The following is a 16179-nucleotide window of genomic DNA, read 5'->3' on the forward strand; positions in this document are numbered from 1 at the left end:
TCGCAGATGAAAATCTATAATACCAGCATGTATGACTAAGAACGTCCTTGGAGACTTTTATAAATTTTTATTAAAACCAAATGATCATCAATTACAATTAAAGTTAAAAGATAAATTTCGATTGATTTTAATCTTAATGGGGTTTGAGATTCTGGTTACTCTTGTTGTAATACTTCCGCTTTTGTATTTGATAGATTTTCTTTCGCCCCTCAAACAAGATCGGATAGACTACTCTGAAACTTTTGTTTATTTACTAGTTTTGTTCGTCTTTGTGGTCCCTCTTATTGAAGAAGTAATCTTTCGGTTATTTTTAAGTTACAGAAGAGTTAATCTTGTTATTTCTAAAGAGAGCTGGACTAAACTCTTTCCGTATCTCGTTTATATTCCGACCTTAATCTTTGGGTTTCTGCATCTTGGTAATTTTAATAATGATAATGCTCTTTTTTATATTCTTTCACCCTTGGTCATCTTATCGCAATTATTCGGCGGGCTTGTTATCTCGTTTATCAGAGTGAGATTAAATTTTTTCTACAGTACTTTCTACCATTTCATATGGAACTTCCTCTTTGCTATCGCAGTGCCATTTTTACTATCGGTTGTATTGAAGCCTTATACAGAACAAACCTCACAGTATAAGATTGTCATAGAAGAATTACCCTTTTTCGTCGAAAATGAGGAACAAACTTTCAACATTGACAGCACCCAGAGCAGAATTAGCTCGGTTCAGTTAAGGCAATATTCCGTGCAGCATTTATTGGATTCGCTTTATTCAAAGGATAAGTATTTCGTTGATGATGTCTTAATTAATCTCGATTTCAAGTCAACAAGAGGCTTGAAGAAAGAAGAGTTTTTAGAGATCCTAAAAAAGGAATATAAAATAAGATAGAACTTTTTTTTAATCTAAGTTGCTGAGGCTGTAGTTTCTCCTTCTAGCAGAGTTTTTTTTCTTTACTCTTTCCTGCACCATATCAGTTAAGTTGATTAATATTCTTTTTATAGTTGAGGTGCTTTTAATTAGACTACATTTGATTGATACATGACACTATGTTCAAATCATCTACATTACTAGCTTCTACCAAATCTTTTTTCGCAGAGATTGGCGATATCGCTTTGTTTGCGGGGCGATTCTTTAGAGAGGTTTTTACGCCACCTTATGAGTTCAAAGAGCTTGTTCGCCAATGTTATAATATTGGGAATCGCTCCTTGCTGCTCGTTATGGTAACTGGATTTATTTTAGGATTGGTATTTACGCTACAATCGCGTCCGACTTTGGAGCAATTTGGTGCAGAATCTTGGATTCCTTCTATGATCAGTATTTCGATTATTAGAGAAATCGGACCAGTTATTATTGCGCTCATCTGTGCGGGAAGAATTGGATCTGGAATCGGGGCCGAGTTAGGTTCGATGCGGGTTACCGAACAAATTGACGCTATGGAAGTTTCAGGAACAAACCCTTTCAAATATTTAGTAGTGACCAGAATTCTTGCGACCACTTTGATGCTACCACTTTTAGTGGTCATCGGAGATACCGTGGCGCTCTTGGGATCGGCAATCGTTGAAAATTTAAAATCTGATGTTTCCTTTACGCTTTATTTTAATCAGGTTTTTAGCGCCATACAGTTTGGCGATATTATTCCGGCAACCATCAAAACTTTTTTCTTTGGTTTTGCGATTGGATTAATTGGCTGTTACAAAGGGTATAACTGTGCAAAAGGAACAGTAGGTGTTGGGGAAGCTTCCAATGCTGCGGTTGTTTACACGTCGATGTTGGTTTTTGTAATTGACTTTATTGCGGTATTTGTAACGGACATTATTTTTGAAATTTAAAAATGAAAACAGAAGAGACCAGACAGCCAGTTTTAGAACTGAAAAATATCACCAAAAGTTTTGGCGACAATCATGTTTTAAAAGGTTTTAATCTTCAGTTGTTTGAAGGCGAGAACTTGACCATTATGGGAAAATCGGGTTCGGGCAAATCGGTGATGGTAAAATGCCTCGTCGGTTTATTGAAGCCAGATGGCGGCAGTATCAGTATTCGTGGCGAAGATATCACTCAGATGGGTCAGAAAGAACTTGATATTCTGCGCACGGAAATAGGTTTTCTTTTTCAAGGAAGTGCCTTGTACGATTCCATGACCGTTCGCGAAAACTTGGAATTTCCGCTGAGAAGACATCAAGATAAAATAGAAAATTTTACGGGTACAGAAGTTTTGGTTGTAGAAGCTTTAGAAGATGTCGGTCTTGCACAAACCATTGATTTAATGCCAGCCGAACTTTCTGGCGGAATGCAAAGAAGAGTGGCGCTTGCGCGAGCTTTAATTTTGAAACCTAAAATATTGATGTATGATGAACCTACAACGGGGTTAGATCCCATCACTTCAAAAGAAATTATAGAACTACTTAGAAATATTCAGGAAAAATATAAAACGTCATCCATTATCATCACGCACGATGTCGATTGTGCCAGAGTGATTTCTAACCGGATGATTTTGTTGGTAGATGGCCTCAATTACGCCGAAGGTACCTACGAGGAACTTTTAAAATCAGAAGATCCACAAGTTCAGGCCTTCTTTAAAAATTAAAATTATGGGAAAATCAGATTCAAGTAAAATAAAGGTCGGTATTTTTGTCGTTGTCGGCACAATACTGTTGGTTACCGCACTCTATTTGGTAGGGAAACAGCAACACCTTTTTAGCAAAAATATTCAGCTTTATGCCGTTTTTACAGATGTTAGTGGCTTGCAATTGGGCAACAATGTTCGGTATTCTGGCGTAAATGTCGGCACCGTGAGCAAAATCGAAATGACGGCTGAAGGTAAAATTACCGTTGAAATGTCAGTAGATGAAAAAGCCGCCCGCTTTATCAAAAAAGATGCGGTGGCAACCATCGCTTCTGATGGATTGGTGGGAAGCATGGTCGTGAACCTCGTGCCTGGAGATAATAAGGCAGCGAAGCCGGTAGCTGCTGGTGATCAGATTGAAATTAAAACCAAAGTCAGTGTTGATGAAATTCTGGAAACCTTTAGCAAAACCAATGAAAGTGCTGCTTTAATCACTTCCGATCTTGCGAAAATTACTCATCAGGTTGTGGGTGGAAAAGGAGCTTTGGGTGCCATCTTAAGTGACTCTTTGCTAGAGAATGATTTACGCCGTTCTATTGCCGCGCTCAAGCGAACTGCCGAAGGAACCAACCGAGCCATGGCGCAAGTAAATGCGGTTATTTCTAAAATAAATTACGACCAAAGTGCCGCTGCAGTTCTTTTAAGTGATCCAAAGTCGCGTAAGCAAATACAAGATGTTTTTACCAATTTGGAAAAATCCAGCCAAGATATTAATAAGGTATCTAAAAGTTTGAATGAGTATGTGACCGAAATTAAAACTGGAAAAGGCTCTTTAAATTATATTACGAAAGATGAAACTTTGGTTAAAAATATTGATTCGACAGTTGTCAACGTTCGAGAAGCGACCGACAAACTGAATCAAAATATGGAAGCCTTGAAACATAACTTTTTATTCCGAGGTTATTTCCGAAAGCTTGAAAAAAAGAAAGCAAAAGAAATAAAAGAAAGTGAAATAAAAGAAAATGAAGTAAAACTGTAAAAACTTTTCTACCCTAAAATAAATCGCCGTGCTGAAACATAAAATAAACCTTACCGGTCTTTTTATCGCGATCACCGTTTTTATTGTTCTTTTATTCTTACCCGTTTTTGATAGTCAAAAAGCCCAATACGCGTTTGCCCTATTGGCGATGGTTGCCATCTTGTGGATTACCGAATCCATCCCTTTGCCTTTAACCAGTTTGTTGATTCCCGTCGGTGCAATCTTTTTGCAGTTGCTCTCTCCCAAAGATGCTTTCACCGAGTTTGCCAATCCCATCTTGTTTTTATTCATGGGTGGCTTTGTGTTGGCAGGAGCTTTATCGTACCATTCCCTCGACAAAATGCTGGCTCAGAAATTAATCAAACTCGCGGGTGGAAATTTCTACCGCTCGGCTATCTTTTTAATGCTTTCAACCGCCCTAACTGCTTTCTTTGTCAGCAATACTTCGTCCACAGCGATGATGATTCCGTTAGCTTTAGGAATGCTTGTGCTCGTCGATAAAGATACCGTCTCGCCAGAGTCTAAATTCCTCATGCTCGGGATAGCTTATTCTGCCAATATCGGAGGGATTGTTACCATTATTTCATCACCACCAAACGCCATTGGCGCCGCCATTTTGAACATTAATTTTCTAACTTGGTTGAAGTACAGTGTTCCCATATTTCTCATCACTTTTCCCGTAATGATCACGGTTTTGACGCTTTATTTTAAACCAGACAGAAAGATGAGTATTGGCGTGATGACTTTTGAAAAAGAAACGGCAGCACCGTTGAAAACACTAATATTCATATTTCTACTCACTGTTATATTATGGATGATGGACGGAATACTTTCGCCACTGCTCCACATCGATAACAGTTTTAACTCTTTAGTGGCCATCTTCGCTATTTTTCTAATTTATATCACCAAAGTGTTGAGTTGGGACAAAATTTTAAAAAGTATCAACTGGGAAATTCTATTGCTTTTTGGTGGTGGTCTTACCTTGGGATTTATCATCGAAGAAAGCGGCCTTGGCGAAATATTGATAGGGAAGATCTCAAGCCTCATCACTTTGGTTCCGATTTATGTCTTCCTCTTGGCAATCGTGATATTCAGTATCATTCTCACCGAGTTTATGAGCAATACCGCCAGTGCCGCCATGATGTTGCCGCTTCTTTTTTCCTTGGCGACTCAACTTGAAATCAATCCAGTACTTTTACTTCTTCCAGCTACCATTGCCGCTTCATTCGGATTTATGATGCCTGCTGGAACACCGCCGAATGCCATGGTTTTCTCCTCAGGTTACGTCCCGCAAAAAGACATGCTGAAAGCTGGTTTAATCGTCAATGTTTTGGTTGCACTTATCGTCACCACCTATTTTTACTTTATATTTTATCATTAAAATGGGTTATTGCGTCAAGTATCTTTTAGGTTAAAAATAATCGGTATTTGTTTAAATGCTTGCAATAAAATCTCAGTTTTATATAGATATCAGTTCTATTGATTTCACCTTAAAATATTTATCTTTGACTATAAGTAACCGTTTCAAAGTTTATTTTAATACGCCTCAATGACTATCACTCAATACATCGACAGCCCCAACCAAAGGTATCAATTGGGCAATGCGACCGACCGTACTTTTCGTGGAGATTTACAGTTGTTAGTAAACCCAAGTTTGTCGTTAAAACCTCCGTCGATGAGGTCGCGAACTTCAAAGTTGAGGCTTCCAACCCCAAATTTGACATCAGCAGCTCTAAGTTTGACGTCCAAAACCCCCAATCTCTCGGTTGCAAACCCTAGACTAGACGCTTCGAACGCTATCGATGACGTCACCAACTCCAACTTATCTATTGTTATCCCCAAGGATGCGGTTGTGAACGCCAAATTTGACGTTCTTAACCACAAAGAAACTAATGACAGAAACAAAACTGGAAAAGTCTACATCAACGAAACTTACTACTTCCATGATGTGTCGGAATTTGCATGAAATTTATACATCGGCGGTTATTATCCTGCCTAAAAATGGCTGAAAGATAGAACGGACAGAACGCTCAAGTTTGAAGATGTTTTGAATTACCAAAAAATAATTGTCCCGCTTTTTGAAACCGATTGGTTGATGAAGAAATCGATACTATAGAAATAAACTAAATTAAAATGAAAAAAATGGCCATACTATTCTTAATTATTGGAATCGCGAGTTTAGCGCTTTCTACTTATTTTTTTACGAGAAAAGAAAATACAAATCGTAGCGTACTTACTGAGCAGCAATCATCTTCAGATGCTCCTTTAAAAAAAGACATTAGTAAAGAAGATTTTGACGAAATCAAAAAACAAAAAGGAAATGATTTTGAAGATTTCATGATTCAGCTTTTAGGTAAAGAGAAAGGAGTTCAATTAGTGAGTAGGAACTCTGATTATCATAAAAACGGAGTATCAGCTTCAGAAAATATGGAGCCTGATTTAAAGTTTAAGTCGAATAGTATTCCTTTTTCTATAGAATGTAAGTGGCGAAAATCATTTTTTAATGAGGAAGTTTTTTTTGCGAAAAATTATCAAATCAGAAACTATAATCAATATCAAATCGACCGAAAACAAAAAGTATTTGTCGCTTTTGGTATAGGTGGGCAGCCAAATTCTCCTGAAAAACTTTTTCTGGTACCATTAGCAAAGCTTTCTGAAGAATATATTGGTGAAAATCAAATCAAAACATACCAAGTGAAAAGTGCCAAAGAAATAATTGAAGTGATTAATAATTAATCTTTTTTGCTCAATATTTGATAGTAATAATTTTCAGCAAATTTTTAATCTAATTTTTAAAACGATGGTTGAAGCAAGCGAATATACTTTTGATTTAGCGAAAATGTTTTTTGGGGATTTCACCGTAATGATTTATTTAGAAATCATTCTTCGCGTCGTCATCATCATGGTTTATACGATCATTATGATCAGGTGGATTGGTAAACGTGTGGTTGGCGGTTTGGGTAGCGCAGATGTACTGTTGATCGTCGCCATGGGAAGTGCCGTCGGTGATGCCATGTTTTATCCAGATATTCCGCTGTCGATTCCAATTACCGTAATTACTTTGATTGCGGCCTTTCAGAAATTATACGTTTATGTTGGAATTAAATATGAAGCAGTCCGAAAAGTAACCGATCCCAAAGTGATGAAGCTGGTAGAAAACGGTCGCCTTTTAAAAGAAAATTTTAAAGAAGACGATATTGATGAAAATGAAGTTTATATGCTATTGAGACAAGAAGGAATACAGTTTTTATCGGAAGTAAAGGGTGCGTATTACGAACAATCTGGCGCACTAAGCGTTTATAAATTTGAAGATCCTGTTTTAGAAAATTCAATATTACCGGAACATATTGAAGCTCTTCAATGCAATAATGAAAAATAATTTCTATTAACCAACATTATTTTATTAATTGGTCTAAAATTAAATTAGCAAAGAACTTCTAAATGACATCGTTCGTTTGTTCACTCTAAAAACACTTCTTCCTCTTTTTTTTCCGAAATTTACCCGATGATTTTAGAAAAAGAAATTCAGTTTATTCTCGCTTTGGACGCTTTGAAAAAAGTGGATCGCAGAAACTTTAACCTCGAGGATTCCCGCCGGGAAAATACCGCCGAACACAGTTGGCAAATTGTTGTGTTTGCGCAAGTACTCTTGCCATACGCAAAAAATACAGATCAGATCGATTTATTAAGAGTGATCAGAATGCTATCCATTCACGATGTCGTAGAAATCGAAGCGGGCGATACTTTTATTTTTGATGAAAGTGGCATGACGGGAAAATATGAGCGTGAATTGCAGGCTGCCAAAAACACTTTCGGTATTTTAGATGAACCTTTAAATTCCGACTTTCTAAATTTATGGATGGAGTTTGAAGCTGAGGAAACGCCTGACGCTATTTTCGCATGTGCTGTAGATCGAATTATGCCTTTCCTGTTGAATGTGTACGGTTCTTCTAAAAGCTGGACTGAAGCTGGAGTGAAAGTTGCGCAGGTAGAAAACGTTGTCGGCACGGCTGTAAAAAAGGCTTCCACTGAATTGGGCGAAGCTTTTGATATTCTTCTAAAGAAAGCATTTGAGGAGGGAAAATTGGTAGATTAGACTTTTGTAATCCTAATGGAAAATGCGAGAACTTATTAGATCTCGCATTATATATTTAAGTTTCCAGAATCTAAAATCTACAATTACATGATTTAAAATCTCTTAAATTCTTTCCAATTCATCACCGCTAATCTTGGTTTTAAAAGTTCCATAGTTCACCGAAACTTTTCCATTCTTCTCGATTTTCTCAATGGTTCCGACGCTTGTTGAGCCAGGGATTCGTACGCGTTGACCAATTTTCATCCAGACTGCGCGTTCTTTTACTCTTTTGTCTTCCAGTTTTTCATTGGTTTCTACAATCTTTTCCTGAACATCTACTTTCTTTAATTGCTGCGTAATTTTTCGTTTGACGACTTGCAGCTTCTTGTTTTCATCTTTATCAGCGCCCAGTTTTCGGAACTTTTCCTGCTCGAGAATTTTGACGAAATCTGCCACAACCAACTTTCTAGTTTTTCCTTTTACATAAGAATCGATGAATCCTTCGATTTTATTTCCAAACTGTAATTTGCGGTGTTCGTCTTCGTAAAGTTTTTGAAAATTAAAAAGTTTTTGCTCCAGCTGATCATTCAGTTTTTCTAAATTCTCTTTTTTATTTTGAGTAGAATCTCTTTTTTCTGCTAAATCAGTTTTGATTTTTTCAACCTCAAATTTTTCCTGTTGTAATTTGACAATTGTTTTGTCGAGGTTCAGAATATCGTGTTCCACTTTTTTCTTCGCAGATTCAATAATGAATTTCGGAATTTTATTTTTCTCGGCAACCTCAAAAGTAAAGGAGCTTCCAGCTTGTCCGACTTCTAATTTATAAAGCGGCTCCAAGGAATTTTCATCAAAAAGCATGGCGGCGTTTGTCGCGTGCGGAAGTTGTTCGATGACCAGTTTAATATTGGTGTAGTGGGTCGTAATAATTGAAAAGCTTTTCTTGTCGTAGAAAAACTCCAGGAAACTTTCAGCCAAGGCGCCACCCAATTCAGGATCAGAACCGGTTCCGAATTCATCGATAAGCAATAAGGTTTTCGAGTTGGCTTCTTTAATGATCGTCGCCATCTTTTTAAGGCGAGAAGAATAAGTTGAAAGATGATTTTCAATGGATTGATTGTCACCAATATCGGTCATTAATTTTTCAAAGAAAAACATTTCAGATCGAGGATGAACGGGAACTAAAATTCCACTTTGAATCATTAGCTGTAATAATCCAACAGTTTTTAAAGTAATCGATTTTCCACCAGCGTTAGGTCCGGAAATACATAGGATGCGATTCTGTTCGGTTAGTGTTAAAGTCTGTGGGAAAATCTTTTTCTGCTCGACTTGATTTCTAATCAGCAACAAAGGATGAAAAGCATTGACTAGTCGCATGGTTCGGTGACGATTGATCTTCGGCAAAATTCCACCAATTTTATGAGCGAATTTAGCTTTTGCCCGCGTAATATCTAAATCGAAAATATATTTTTGATAAGCATAAAGCTGAGGTTGAAATTCTGAAATTTCGAAAGTCAGTTTTCGCAAGATTTTATCGACTTCCTTTTTCTCTTCTTCGATATCTTCTCTTAATTTAAACTGATGCTTAACAACAGACTCAGGTTGAATATAAGTAATTGAACCTGTTTTTGAAAGTCCTAAAACCCGACCCGGAACGCGTTTTTTATAAGCCGACTTTACGGCTAACACTCTTTGATCATCAACAATACTTTCTTTAATGTCATCTAAATAGTCCGTAGAAGTAAGTGCAGTTAATGCTCGGTTAAAGTTTTCTTGAATCGCTTTCTTAGCGTGAGAAATATCACCGCGCAATTGTTTAAGAATCGGTGAAGAATCACTTTTCACTTCGCCAAAACGGTTAAATACTTTGTCGATTTTATCGATGATTTCTTTGCGGTATTCTAAATCTTTAACATCATTATTCAACTCATGAAATAAATCTTCAAAAGCTGGATAGAATTTTTGAAGTCGCGCGATTTGCTCCGTCAGGCTTTTAATTTTCAGGAAAGCCGCATTATCTAATCTGAAATTTTCAATCAACATCAGATTGAGTTCCTCGTCGATATCCTCAAATTCGCTGAAAGGAATCGCGTTATCGCTTTCAAAACTCGATAAATATTCGGCTACTTTCTTTAATGAAATTTCAGCTTCGTCAATATCAAAGGGCCGAATTGCGGCAATTCTTTCTTTCGTTTTCGGTGAAAAAGCAAAGGGGGAAATTTCCGCCAACAGTTCGGGAAATTCGAGTTCGGTTAAATCTTCTTTTTGTATATGCACACGCAAATTTACTTATTTTAGGACAATTGGTATAATAGTTTAAAGACCATCAACACCAAACTGAAAATTAATTTTTAAATGGTGAAATTGATATCTTTGAAAGATGAAGTTTTCTACCGAAAGATTAATTTTAAGATCCCTTACCGAATACGATGCCGCTGAGATTTTTAGAATTAGAAGTAATCCTCAGATCAATCAATTTCTTAATCGAAATCCGCCCAAGAATTCTTTCGAAGCTTTAGATTTTATCTTAAACATTAAAAAGAAAACGGCCAATAAAGAAATTCTTTTCTTGGGAATTGCGCTTAAATCAGAGCCGACATTACTCGGCACACTCTGCCTTTGGAATTTTTCTCAAGATAGAAAGACCGCAGAATTGGGTTACGAATTATTGCCCGATTATCACGGGAAAGGTATTATGGCTGAAGCTGTACATTGTCTTTTAAATTATGGTTTTAAAGATTTAAACTTAAAAAAGATCGAAGCTTTTACTCATAAAAACAATTCGAACTCAATAAAATTACTTCAGAAATGTAAATTTTATCTAAATGAAAATCACCGAGACGAAAAGTTCCCAGAGAATATTATCTTTGAATTAAACGCAATTTAAATAATCGGCAAATCATAGCCTCAACTAATCATCAACTCAACCAATGACCTGGACAGATATTTTAGAACCGATAAAAAACACCGAATATTTCGAAACTCTTTGGAAACAAGTAGAACAGGAATATTCTGCAGATAAATGTTTTCCGCTCAAAGAGCAGATATTCCGCGCTTTAGATTTAACTCCTTTTGAAAAAATAAAGGTTGTGATTATTGGTCAGGATCCTTATCACAATGATGATCAAGCAAATGGTTTGTGTTTTTCTGTCTCGCAGAAGGTGAAAATACCGCCGTCGCTCAAAAATATTCTTAAAGAATTAAAGGATGATTTAGACATTGATCGATCGAATCCAGAACTCGATGATTGGGCTGAGCAGGGTGTTCTGCTGTTGAATGCAACCTTGACCGTTAAAGCGCATTCGCCAAATTCACACAAAGATTTGGGTTGGGAACACTTTACCAATTTCATCATCAAAGAAATCTCGACAAATAAGGAAAATATTGTTTTTGTGTTATGGGGCGCTTTTGCACAAAAAAAAGAGGAACTCATTGATTCCTCTAAACATTGTATTATAAAGTCTGCGCATCCTTCGCCGTTTTCGGTCTATCGCGGTTTTTATGGAAGCAAACCTTTTTCTCAGATTAATGATTATTTAAAATCGATAAATCAGGAACCTATTTCGTGGCAGGACCGCCGCTTTGAGAAGTAGGCTCGTTTGGATTTTCTTTTTCAAATTTGAGCGCAATTTTATAACTTCCCTTTAATGCTTTAAATCCTTTTGCAGAAGTGGTTTCAGGACTTACGGATACCAGTGAAATCTCATAGCCATTAAAGTTTTGTTTAGTAAAATGTCCTTTCTTGGCATCAATGGTTGTGCTTAACTGATAAACTCTGGGTCTTGTGGCAACACCCATAAATTCTACTTCAGCGGTCGCATTACCAGCCCAGATGCATTGTACATCTTTCGGGCAGCGACTATCTTCCACCATTCCTTTGAAAGTGACATTCATCTTATATTCTTTCACATAGATATTTTCTCCTTCTTTTAGATAAACAAGGTTTGATTGATTTGGGTTTGCTGCCTCTTGTTTTGCGACTTTTACAGCTTCGGCATCGGGCGGCATTCCAGTCGACATTTTTGGTTCCGATTTTTTCGGCGTTGTCGAAGTGGTTTTAACAACAGGATTATTTTCACTTTTCGTTGTTTTTTCCGCTTTTTTCACATTTTGATTTTGGCAAGTTGCTAAAGTGAAGATTGTCATCGAGCTTAATAGGAGTCTGTAAATCATTTTTTTAAATTTAAAGGATGTCAATTAAAACCACCAAAAACATTGCCAAGGCTACAATAAAATTAAAACCCGTGCCGTAGAGAAATCCTATGAAAGCTCCTTTGGTTGAGTTCCAGGCTTTTTTCTTATCGGTGGAATCATGCAATAGTTCGCCAACGAAAACTCCTAAAAACATTCCGATTAAAAATCCAAAAGGAATTGGAATGAAGAAGAGTCCCACCAGAGTTCCAACTACTGAACCTACGCTTCCCCACCGCGTACCGCCATATTTCCGATTGGTTCGGGCTGGAATCACATAGTTTAAAATCGTAGATAGGATGGTTAGAAAAACAAAAATCCAGACATAAACCATTGATAAGGGCGCATCGGTTCCGAATTTGTAAATAAGCAATCCACAAATGCTTAGTAATAATCCAGGTAAAATAGGCAAAAATGTTCCTATGATACCAAGAACCAATAATGCGATACTTACCAATTGAATTAAAGTCGTGTCCATGGGTTGCTAAATTTTGTTAAATGTACTTATTAATCTATTAAAGACAATCAGAATTGGTATTTTTGTGGCAATGAATAAAGAACTGACAGGTACTAAAGATTTTTTACAGAATATAAGCGATTATATTCACGTTTTTGTCCGGGAAAACTCGCCCGACAGTTGGGTTCTTTTCTTTCAGATTTTAGCCAAATTAGCGATTTTCCTGGCGCTGATTTATATCGTAGGTTTCATTTTTAAATTCATTATTAATGGCATCTTTAAATTATTTTTTGACAAGGATAAATACCCTGTTTTAAAATCAATTTACGCAGCCAAAATCACCAATTCCTTTTCGCAATTAATGGCGCTGTTATTCAGTAGTTTTGCGGTGGAGTCTTTTTTCTATCGACATCCAAAAAGCCATGGTTTTCTGGAGAGAATGATTGGATTATTGATTGTTATCGTAGTGGCCAATTTGCTTTTTCGTGGGATAACTGCTACCAGGAATTATTTCATCATCAAGAAAGATTATTATAAAATTATCGCGCTAAACGCCGTGTCGCAAACGCTGAATATTTTCGGAATATTCGTGTCTTCGGTCATCGCTATCAGTGTCCTTTTTGGAATCAGCGGGTCTGCAATTGTCGGAAGTTTAGGAGCAATCACCGCCGTTTTAGTCTTGGTTTTTCGAGATACAATTCTAGGTTTTGTTACTGGAATTCACGTGGCGACTTCTAAGAATTTGAAAGTTGGCGACTGGATCGGGATTCCGAAATATAACATGGAAGGTACAATTGTCGATTTAAATCTACTGACTACCAAGATTGAGAATTTTGATAAAACAATGTCCACCATTCCAACCTACGATTTTTTGACTACTGAAATTAAAAACCTTCAAGTGATGTCTGAAAGTAATACTCGGAGGATTAAACGGTCGATCATTTTTAATATTAAATCCTTTAAATTTTTAGATAATGAAGCTGTGGAGCATCTCTCTAAGATTAATTTAATTAATGATTATCTGACGGAAATAAAAAAGGAAATCAATGCAGAACGGATTTCGTTTGACGATTCTGATCTTGGAATCAACGGAAGACAGTTGACAAACATTGGAGTTTTCAGAGTGTACGCTTTGAACTATCTTAAAAATAGCAAGCATCTCGATCAAAATGGAACTTTGATGGTTCGACAGCTTGAAAATACACCGCACGGAATGCCCTTAGAAATTTACTGCTTTACCAACGATTCAGGCTGGGAAGTATATGAAGGAATTATGGCAGATATTTTTGATCATCTGTTGGTTGCTTCCAAAGAATTTGATCTTGAAATAATGCAGTTTAACAAAATTTAGAAAAATGACAAAACTCAGTGTAAATATTAATAAAATTGCAACCCTTCGAAATGCGAGAGGTGGTGAATTACCAAGTGTGACCGAAGCTGCGATTAAGCTCCAGGAATTTGGAGCGCAAGGAATTACCATTCATCCAAGACCCGATCAGCGACATGTGACCAGAAGAGATGTGTATGATTTAAAACCTTTAGTTCATACCGAATTTAATATTGAAGGAAATCCGCACCGATCTTTTATCGATATGGTTTTAGAAGTGAAGCCAGATCAGGTCACACTTGTTCCAGATGGCGAAGATGCGATTACGTCGAATGCTGGGTGGGATTGCGAAAATAATTTAGAGTTTCTAAAATTGGTCATTGCTGAATTTAAAAATGCCGGCATTAGAACCTCCATTTTTTTAGATCCGAACCCAGAAATGGTAAAGTACGCTGCCGAAACTGGCACCGATCGAATTGAATTATACACGGAAGCTTACGCGACTGAATATTCAAAAAATAGAGAAGCGGCGATAAAACCCTACATCGAAACAGCCAAACAAGCTGAAAAATATGGGCTGGGTATAAATGCCGGACACGATTTAAGTTTAGTAAATTTAAAATATTTCGCTGACAATATTCCAAATCTTTTGGAAGTTTCCATCGGGCATGCGTTGATTTCTGAAGCCTTGTACATGGGACTTGAAAATACGGTACAGGCGTATTTGAAACGGTTGGCAAAATGGTAAAATATAATTTGTACTGTATTTTATTCGATTTCTAATTAAATGATGAATAAACATTTTAAAATATTGTTCGGGTTAATTTTCCTTTTATCGCTTTTGAATTGTCAAGTAAATAACGTTTTAATTCCTACCAGAAATTCAACAGACATCAGAAAGTTTAATTGGAAAGAAGGAAATGATGCTATGAAATTAGAAATCACCGGCGAAAATATGCAGCCGAATTTCTTTAAAAATGAGGATAGTTTACAGCGAGACTTTTTAATTAAAAGTTATTATTTTAAAACAGAAAGCGGTCGGAAAATCAATGGATGGTTGTTAAAATCGAAGACCGAGAAGCCAAAAGTTTCTGTCTTTGCGCTGCACGGAAACTCAGGAAATCTTAAATCTCAATATCAGCATTTTACGGAACTGACGAAATATGGTTTTCAGATATTTCTTTTTGATTATCCTGGATTCGGCTACTCTGAAGGAAAAAGTACGAGAGAAAATGCAGTTGAAGATTCCTTTTCCGTCTTTGAATATTTCAAAAATTTAGAGGAAATCAAAAACACTTCAAAAATAATCTACGGACAATCTATTGGTGGTAATTTTTCAATTCCTGTAGCCGCGCAAAATCAAGATGATATTGAAGGATTGGTAATAGAAGGCACTTTCACCAATTTTAAAGATATTGCAAAGCGAAAAGTCCCACTTTTAGGAAATTTAGTAATTAAAGATAATTATGATAACCGATCAAATTTAAAGAATTTTAAAAAGCCAATTTTAATTGTTCACAGCAAAGAAGACAAAACGATTCCAATAGAAATGGGAAAGCAATTGTATGAAAATGCCAATGAACCAAAAGAATTTTTCGAAATAGACCAACCTCACATCACCGGTATTTCTTACTATGGAAAAGAGATCTCGGAAAAAATTTATAAAATGATTCAGTAAGTAATCATTAAATTTGAAAAAATATTATACTTCAGCAATTTATGGACATTCTACACTCAAAAATATACGGACAGGATTTACTGGGAACGCCACTGTTGGTTTTTCATGGTTTGTTTGGAATGCTCAATAACTGGGGAAGTTTTGGTAAAGAAATGGGCGAATTTTTTCCGGTCCATTTAATCGATTTAAGAAACCACGGCAAAAGTTTTCACTCGCCGGAAATGTCGCATGACCATTTAGCGCACGACATTTTGCATTATATGGAATTCCATCAGTTGAATAAAGTCAATTTGTTAGGTCATTCGCTCGGTGGAAAAGCGGTCATGCAGTTTGCCATTAAATATCCCATCAAAGTAGAAAAATTGATCGTGGTCGATATTTCTCCGAAAGCCTATCCGCCGCACCATCAGGGAATTTTGAAAGCTTTAGAAAGTGTTGATTTTAAGACTGCCACTTCAAGACAGGATGTTGAAGAGATATTGTTAGCCTATATTCCAGAGAAATCAGTAGTGCAATTTTTAGCAAAAAATTTGTACTGGACGGATGATAAAAAACTCAACTGGCGCTTCAATTTAAAAACCCTTTCTGAAAAATATACTGAATTCGTTTCTAACGCAGTGAAGTTCGGAGTTTTTTCAGGCGAGACCTTATTTGTTGGTGGTGAGAAATCAAACTATATTTTGCCGCAAGATGAATTTCAGATTAAGCAACAATTTCCAAACGCCTCAGTGGTCACGATAAAAAATGCTGGACATTGGGTTCAGGCAGAAAATAGTGTAGATTTCAATGCTGCTGTTCTTAAATTTTTAAAATCTTAGTTGTGAAGATCCAACTATCAATTATCAATAATTCGT

Annotated in this window: 18 protein-coding genes; 15 read left to right on the top strand and 3 right to left on the bottom strand. The window is 36.5% G+C overall.

The genetic code is table 11. From position 1 onward, the window contains the following. The first annotated feature begins 31 nt into the window (after nucleotides 1–31). The 9 genes from BMX49_RS04950 to BMX49_RS04990 all read left to right on the top strand — a co-directional run bounded on the left by BMX49_RS04950 (nucleotide 32) and on the right by BMX49_RS04990 (nucleotide 7696). A complete protein-coding gene (locus BMX49_RS04950) occupies nucleotides 32–886 on the top strand; it encodes a CPBP family intramembrane glutamic endopeptidase (RefSeq protein WP_034717232.1) in 855 nt (284 codons plus the stop codon). 158 nt (nucleotides 887–1044) lie between these two features. Next, on the top strand, nucleotides 1045–1827 hold the full coding sequence (locus tag BMX49_RS04955) for an MlaE family ABC transporter permease (protein WP_034717230.1): 783 nt from the start codon (nucleotides 1045–1047) through the stop codon (nucleotides 1825–1827). A 2-nt stretch (nucleotides 1828–1829) separates the two neighbouring features. After that, nucleotides 1830–2582 carry an ABC transporter ATP-binding protein gene (locus tag BMX49_RS04960; protein ID WP_034717229.1) on the top strand — a complete coding sequence of 251 codons (753 nt, stop codon included), beginning with the start codon at nucleotides 1830–1832 and terminating at the stop codon, nucleotides 2580–2582. A gap of 4 nt (nucleotides 2583–2586) precedes the next feature. Then, nucleotides 2587–3600, top strand: a complete 1014-nt coding sequence (locus BMX49_RS04965) for an MlaD family protein (RefSeq protein ID WP_034717227.1) — start codon at nucleotides 2587–2589, stop codon at nucleotides 3598–3600. Between the two features lie 28 nt (nucleotides 3601–3628). Further along, complete coding sequence (locus BMX49_RS04970; RefSeq protein ID WP_051803578.1) at nucleotides 3629–4981, top strand: SLC13 family permease; 1353 nt, start codon at nucleotides 3629–3631, stop codon at nucleotides 4979–4981. 357 nt (nucleotides 4982–5338) lie between these two features. After that, nucleotides 5339–5566: a hypothetical protein gene (locus BMX49_RS14590; protein ID WP_126337192.1), complete on the top strand. Its 228-nt coding sequence runs from the start codon at nucleotides 5339–5341 to the stop codon at nucleotides 5564–5566. A 167-nt stretch (nucleotides 5567–5733) separates the two neighbouring features. After that, nucleotides 5734–6336 carry a putative PDDEXK endonuclease gene (locus BMX49_RS04980; RefSeq protein ID WP_034717223.1) on the top strand — a complete coding sequence of 201 codons (603 nt, stop codon included), beginning with the start codon at nucleotides 5734–5736 and terminating at the stop codon, nucleotides 6334–6336. A 64-nt stretch (nucleotides 6337–6400) separates the two neighbouring features. Continuing rightward, on the top strand, nucleotides 6401–6979 hold the full coding sequence (locus BMX49_RS04985; RefSeq protein WP_034717221.1) for a DUF421 domain-containing protein: 579 nt from the start codon (nucleotides 6401–6403) through the stop codon (nucleotides 6977–6979). Nucleotides 6980–7105: 126 nt separating this feature from the next. After that, nucleotides 7106–7696 carry an HD domain-containing protein gene (locus tag BMX49_RS04990; RefSeq protein WP_034717219.1) on the top strand — a complete coding sequence of 197 codons (591 nt, stop codon included), beginning with the start codon at nucleotides 7106–7108 and terminating at the stop codon, nucleotides 7694–7696. A 102-nt stretch (nucleotides 7697–7798) separates the two neighbouring features. Here the strand turns inward: BMX49_RS04990 and BMX49_RS04995 are convergent, their stop codons facing one another. After that, nucleotides 7799–9949, bottom strand: a complete 2151-nt coding sequence (locus tag BMX49_RS04995; protein WP_034717217.1) for an endonuclease MutS2 — start codon at nucleotides 9947–9949, stop codon at nucleotides 7799–7801. A gap of 103 nt (nucleotides 9950–10052) precedes the next feature. Here BMX49_RS04995 and BMX49_RS05000 point away from each other — a divergent pair, with 103 nt between their 5' ends. Beyond that, complete coding sequence (locus tag BMX49_RS05000; RefSeq protein WP_034717215.1) at nucleotides 10053–10559, top strand: GNAT family N-acetyltransferase; 507 nt, start codon at nucleotides 10053–10055, stop codon at nucleotides 10557–10559. Between the two features lie 43 nt (nucleotides 10560–10602). Next, nucleotides 10603–11265 (top strand): uracil-DNA glycosylase, encoded by a 663-nt coding sequence (locus BMX49_RS05005; protein ID WP_034717212.1) that lies wholly within the window; start codon nucleotides 10603–10605, stop codon nucleotides 11263–11265. Here BMX49_RS05005 and BMX49_RS05010 read toward each other — a convergent pair. Together BMX49_RS05010 and BMX49_RS05015 are read right to left on the bottom strand one after the other, a co-directional pair. Further along, complete coding sequence (locus BMX49_RS05010) at nucleotides 11231–11845, bottom strand: hypothetical protein (protein WP_126337193.1); 615 nt, start codon at nucleotides 11843–11845, stop codon at nucleotides 11231–11233. The genes BMX49_RS05005 and BMX49_RS05010 overlap by 35 nt on opposite strands. Nucleotides 11846–11855: 10 nt before the next feature. Then, entirely contained in the window at nucleotides 11856–12341 is a 486-nt protein-coding gene (locus tag BMX49_RS05015; RefSeq protein WP_034717209.1) for a DUF456 domain-containing protein, read from the bottom strand. A 70-nt stretch (nucleotides 12342–12411) separates the two neighbouring features. Between BMX49_RS05015 and BMX49_RS05020 the strand changes: the two genes are divergently transcribed. From BMX49_RS05020 to BMX49_RS05035, 4 genes are read left to right on the top strand one after another with little or no spacing between them, the layout of a single operon-like run. Next, complete coding sequence (locus BMX49_RS05020; protein ID WP_034717207.1) at nucleotides 12412–13671, top strand: mechanosensitive ion channel domain-containing protein; 1260 nt, start codon at nucleotides 12412–12414, stop codon at nucleotides 13669–13671. Between the two features lie 4 nt (nucleotides 13672–13675). Further along, entirely contained in the window at nucleotides 13676–14395 is a 720-nt protein-coding gene (locus BMX49_RS05025) for a pyridoxine 5'-phosphate synthase (RefSeq protein WP_034717205.1), read from the top strand. 39 nt (nucleotides 14396–14434) lie between these two features. Then, entirely contained in the window at nucleotides 14435–15325 is an 891-nt protein-coding gene (locus tag BMX49_RS05030) for an alpha/beta hydrolase (RefSeq protein WP_034717204.1), read from the top strand. A 41-nt stretch (nucleotides 15326–15366) separates the two neighbouring features. Then, complete coding sequence (locus tag BMX49_RS05035; protein ID WP_034717202.1) at nucleotides 15367–16143, top strand: alpha/beta fold hydrolase; 777 nt, start codon at nucleotides 15367–15369, stop codon at nucleotides 16141–16143. The last annotated feature ends 36 nt before the right edge of the window (nucleotides 16144–16179 follow it).

It is taken from the genome of Kaistella antarctica, assembly GCF_900109615.1.
Taxonomy (GTDB): domain Bacteria; phylum Bacteroidota; class Bacteroidia; order Flavobacteriales; family Weeksellaceae; genus Kaistella; species Kaistella antarctica.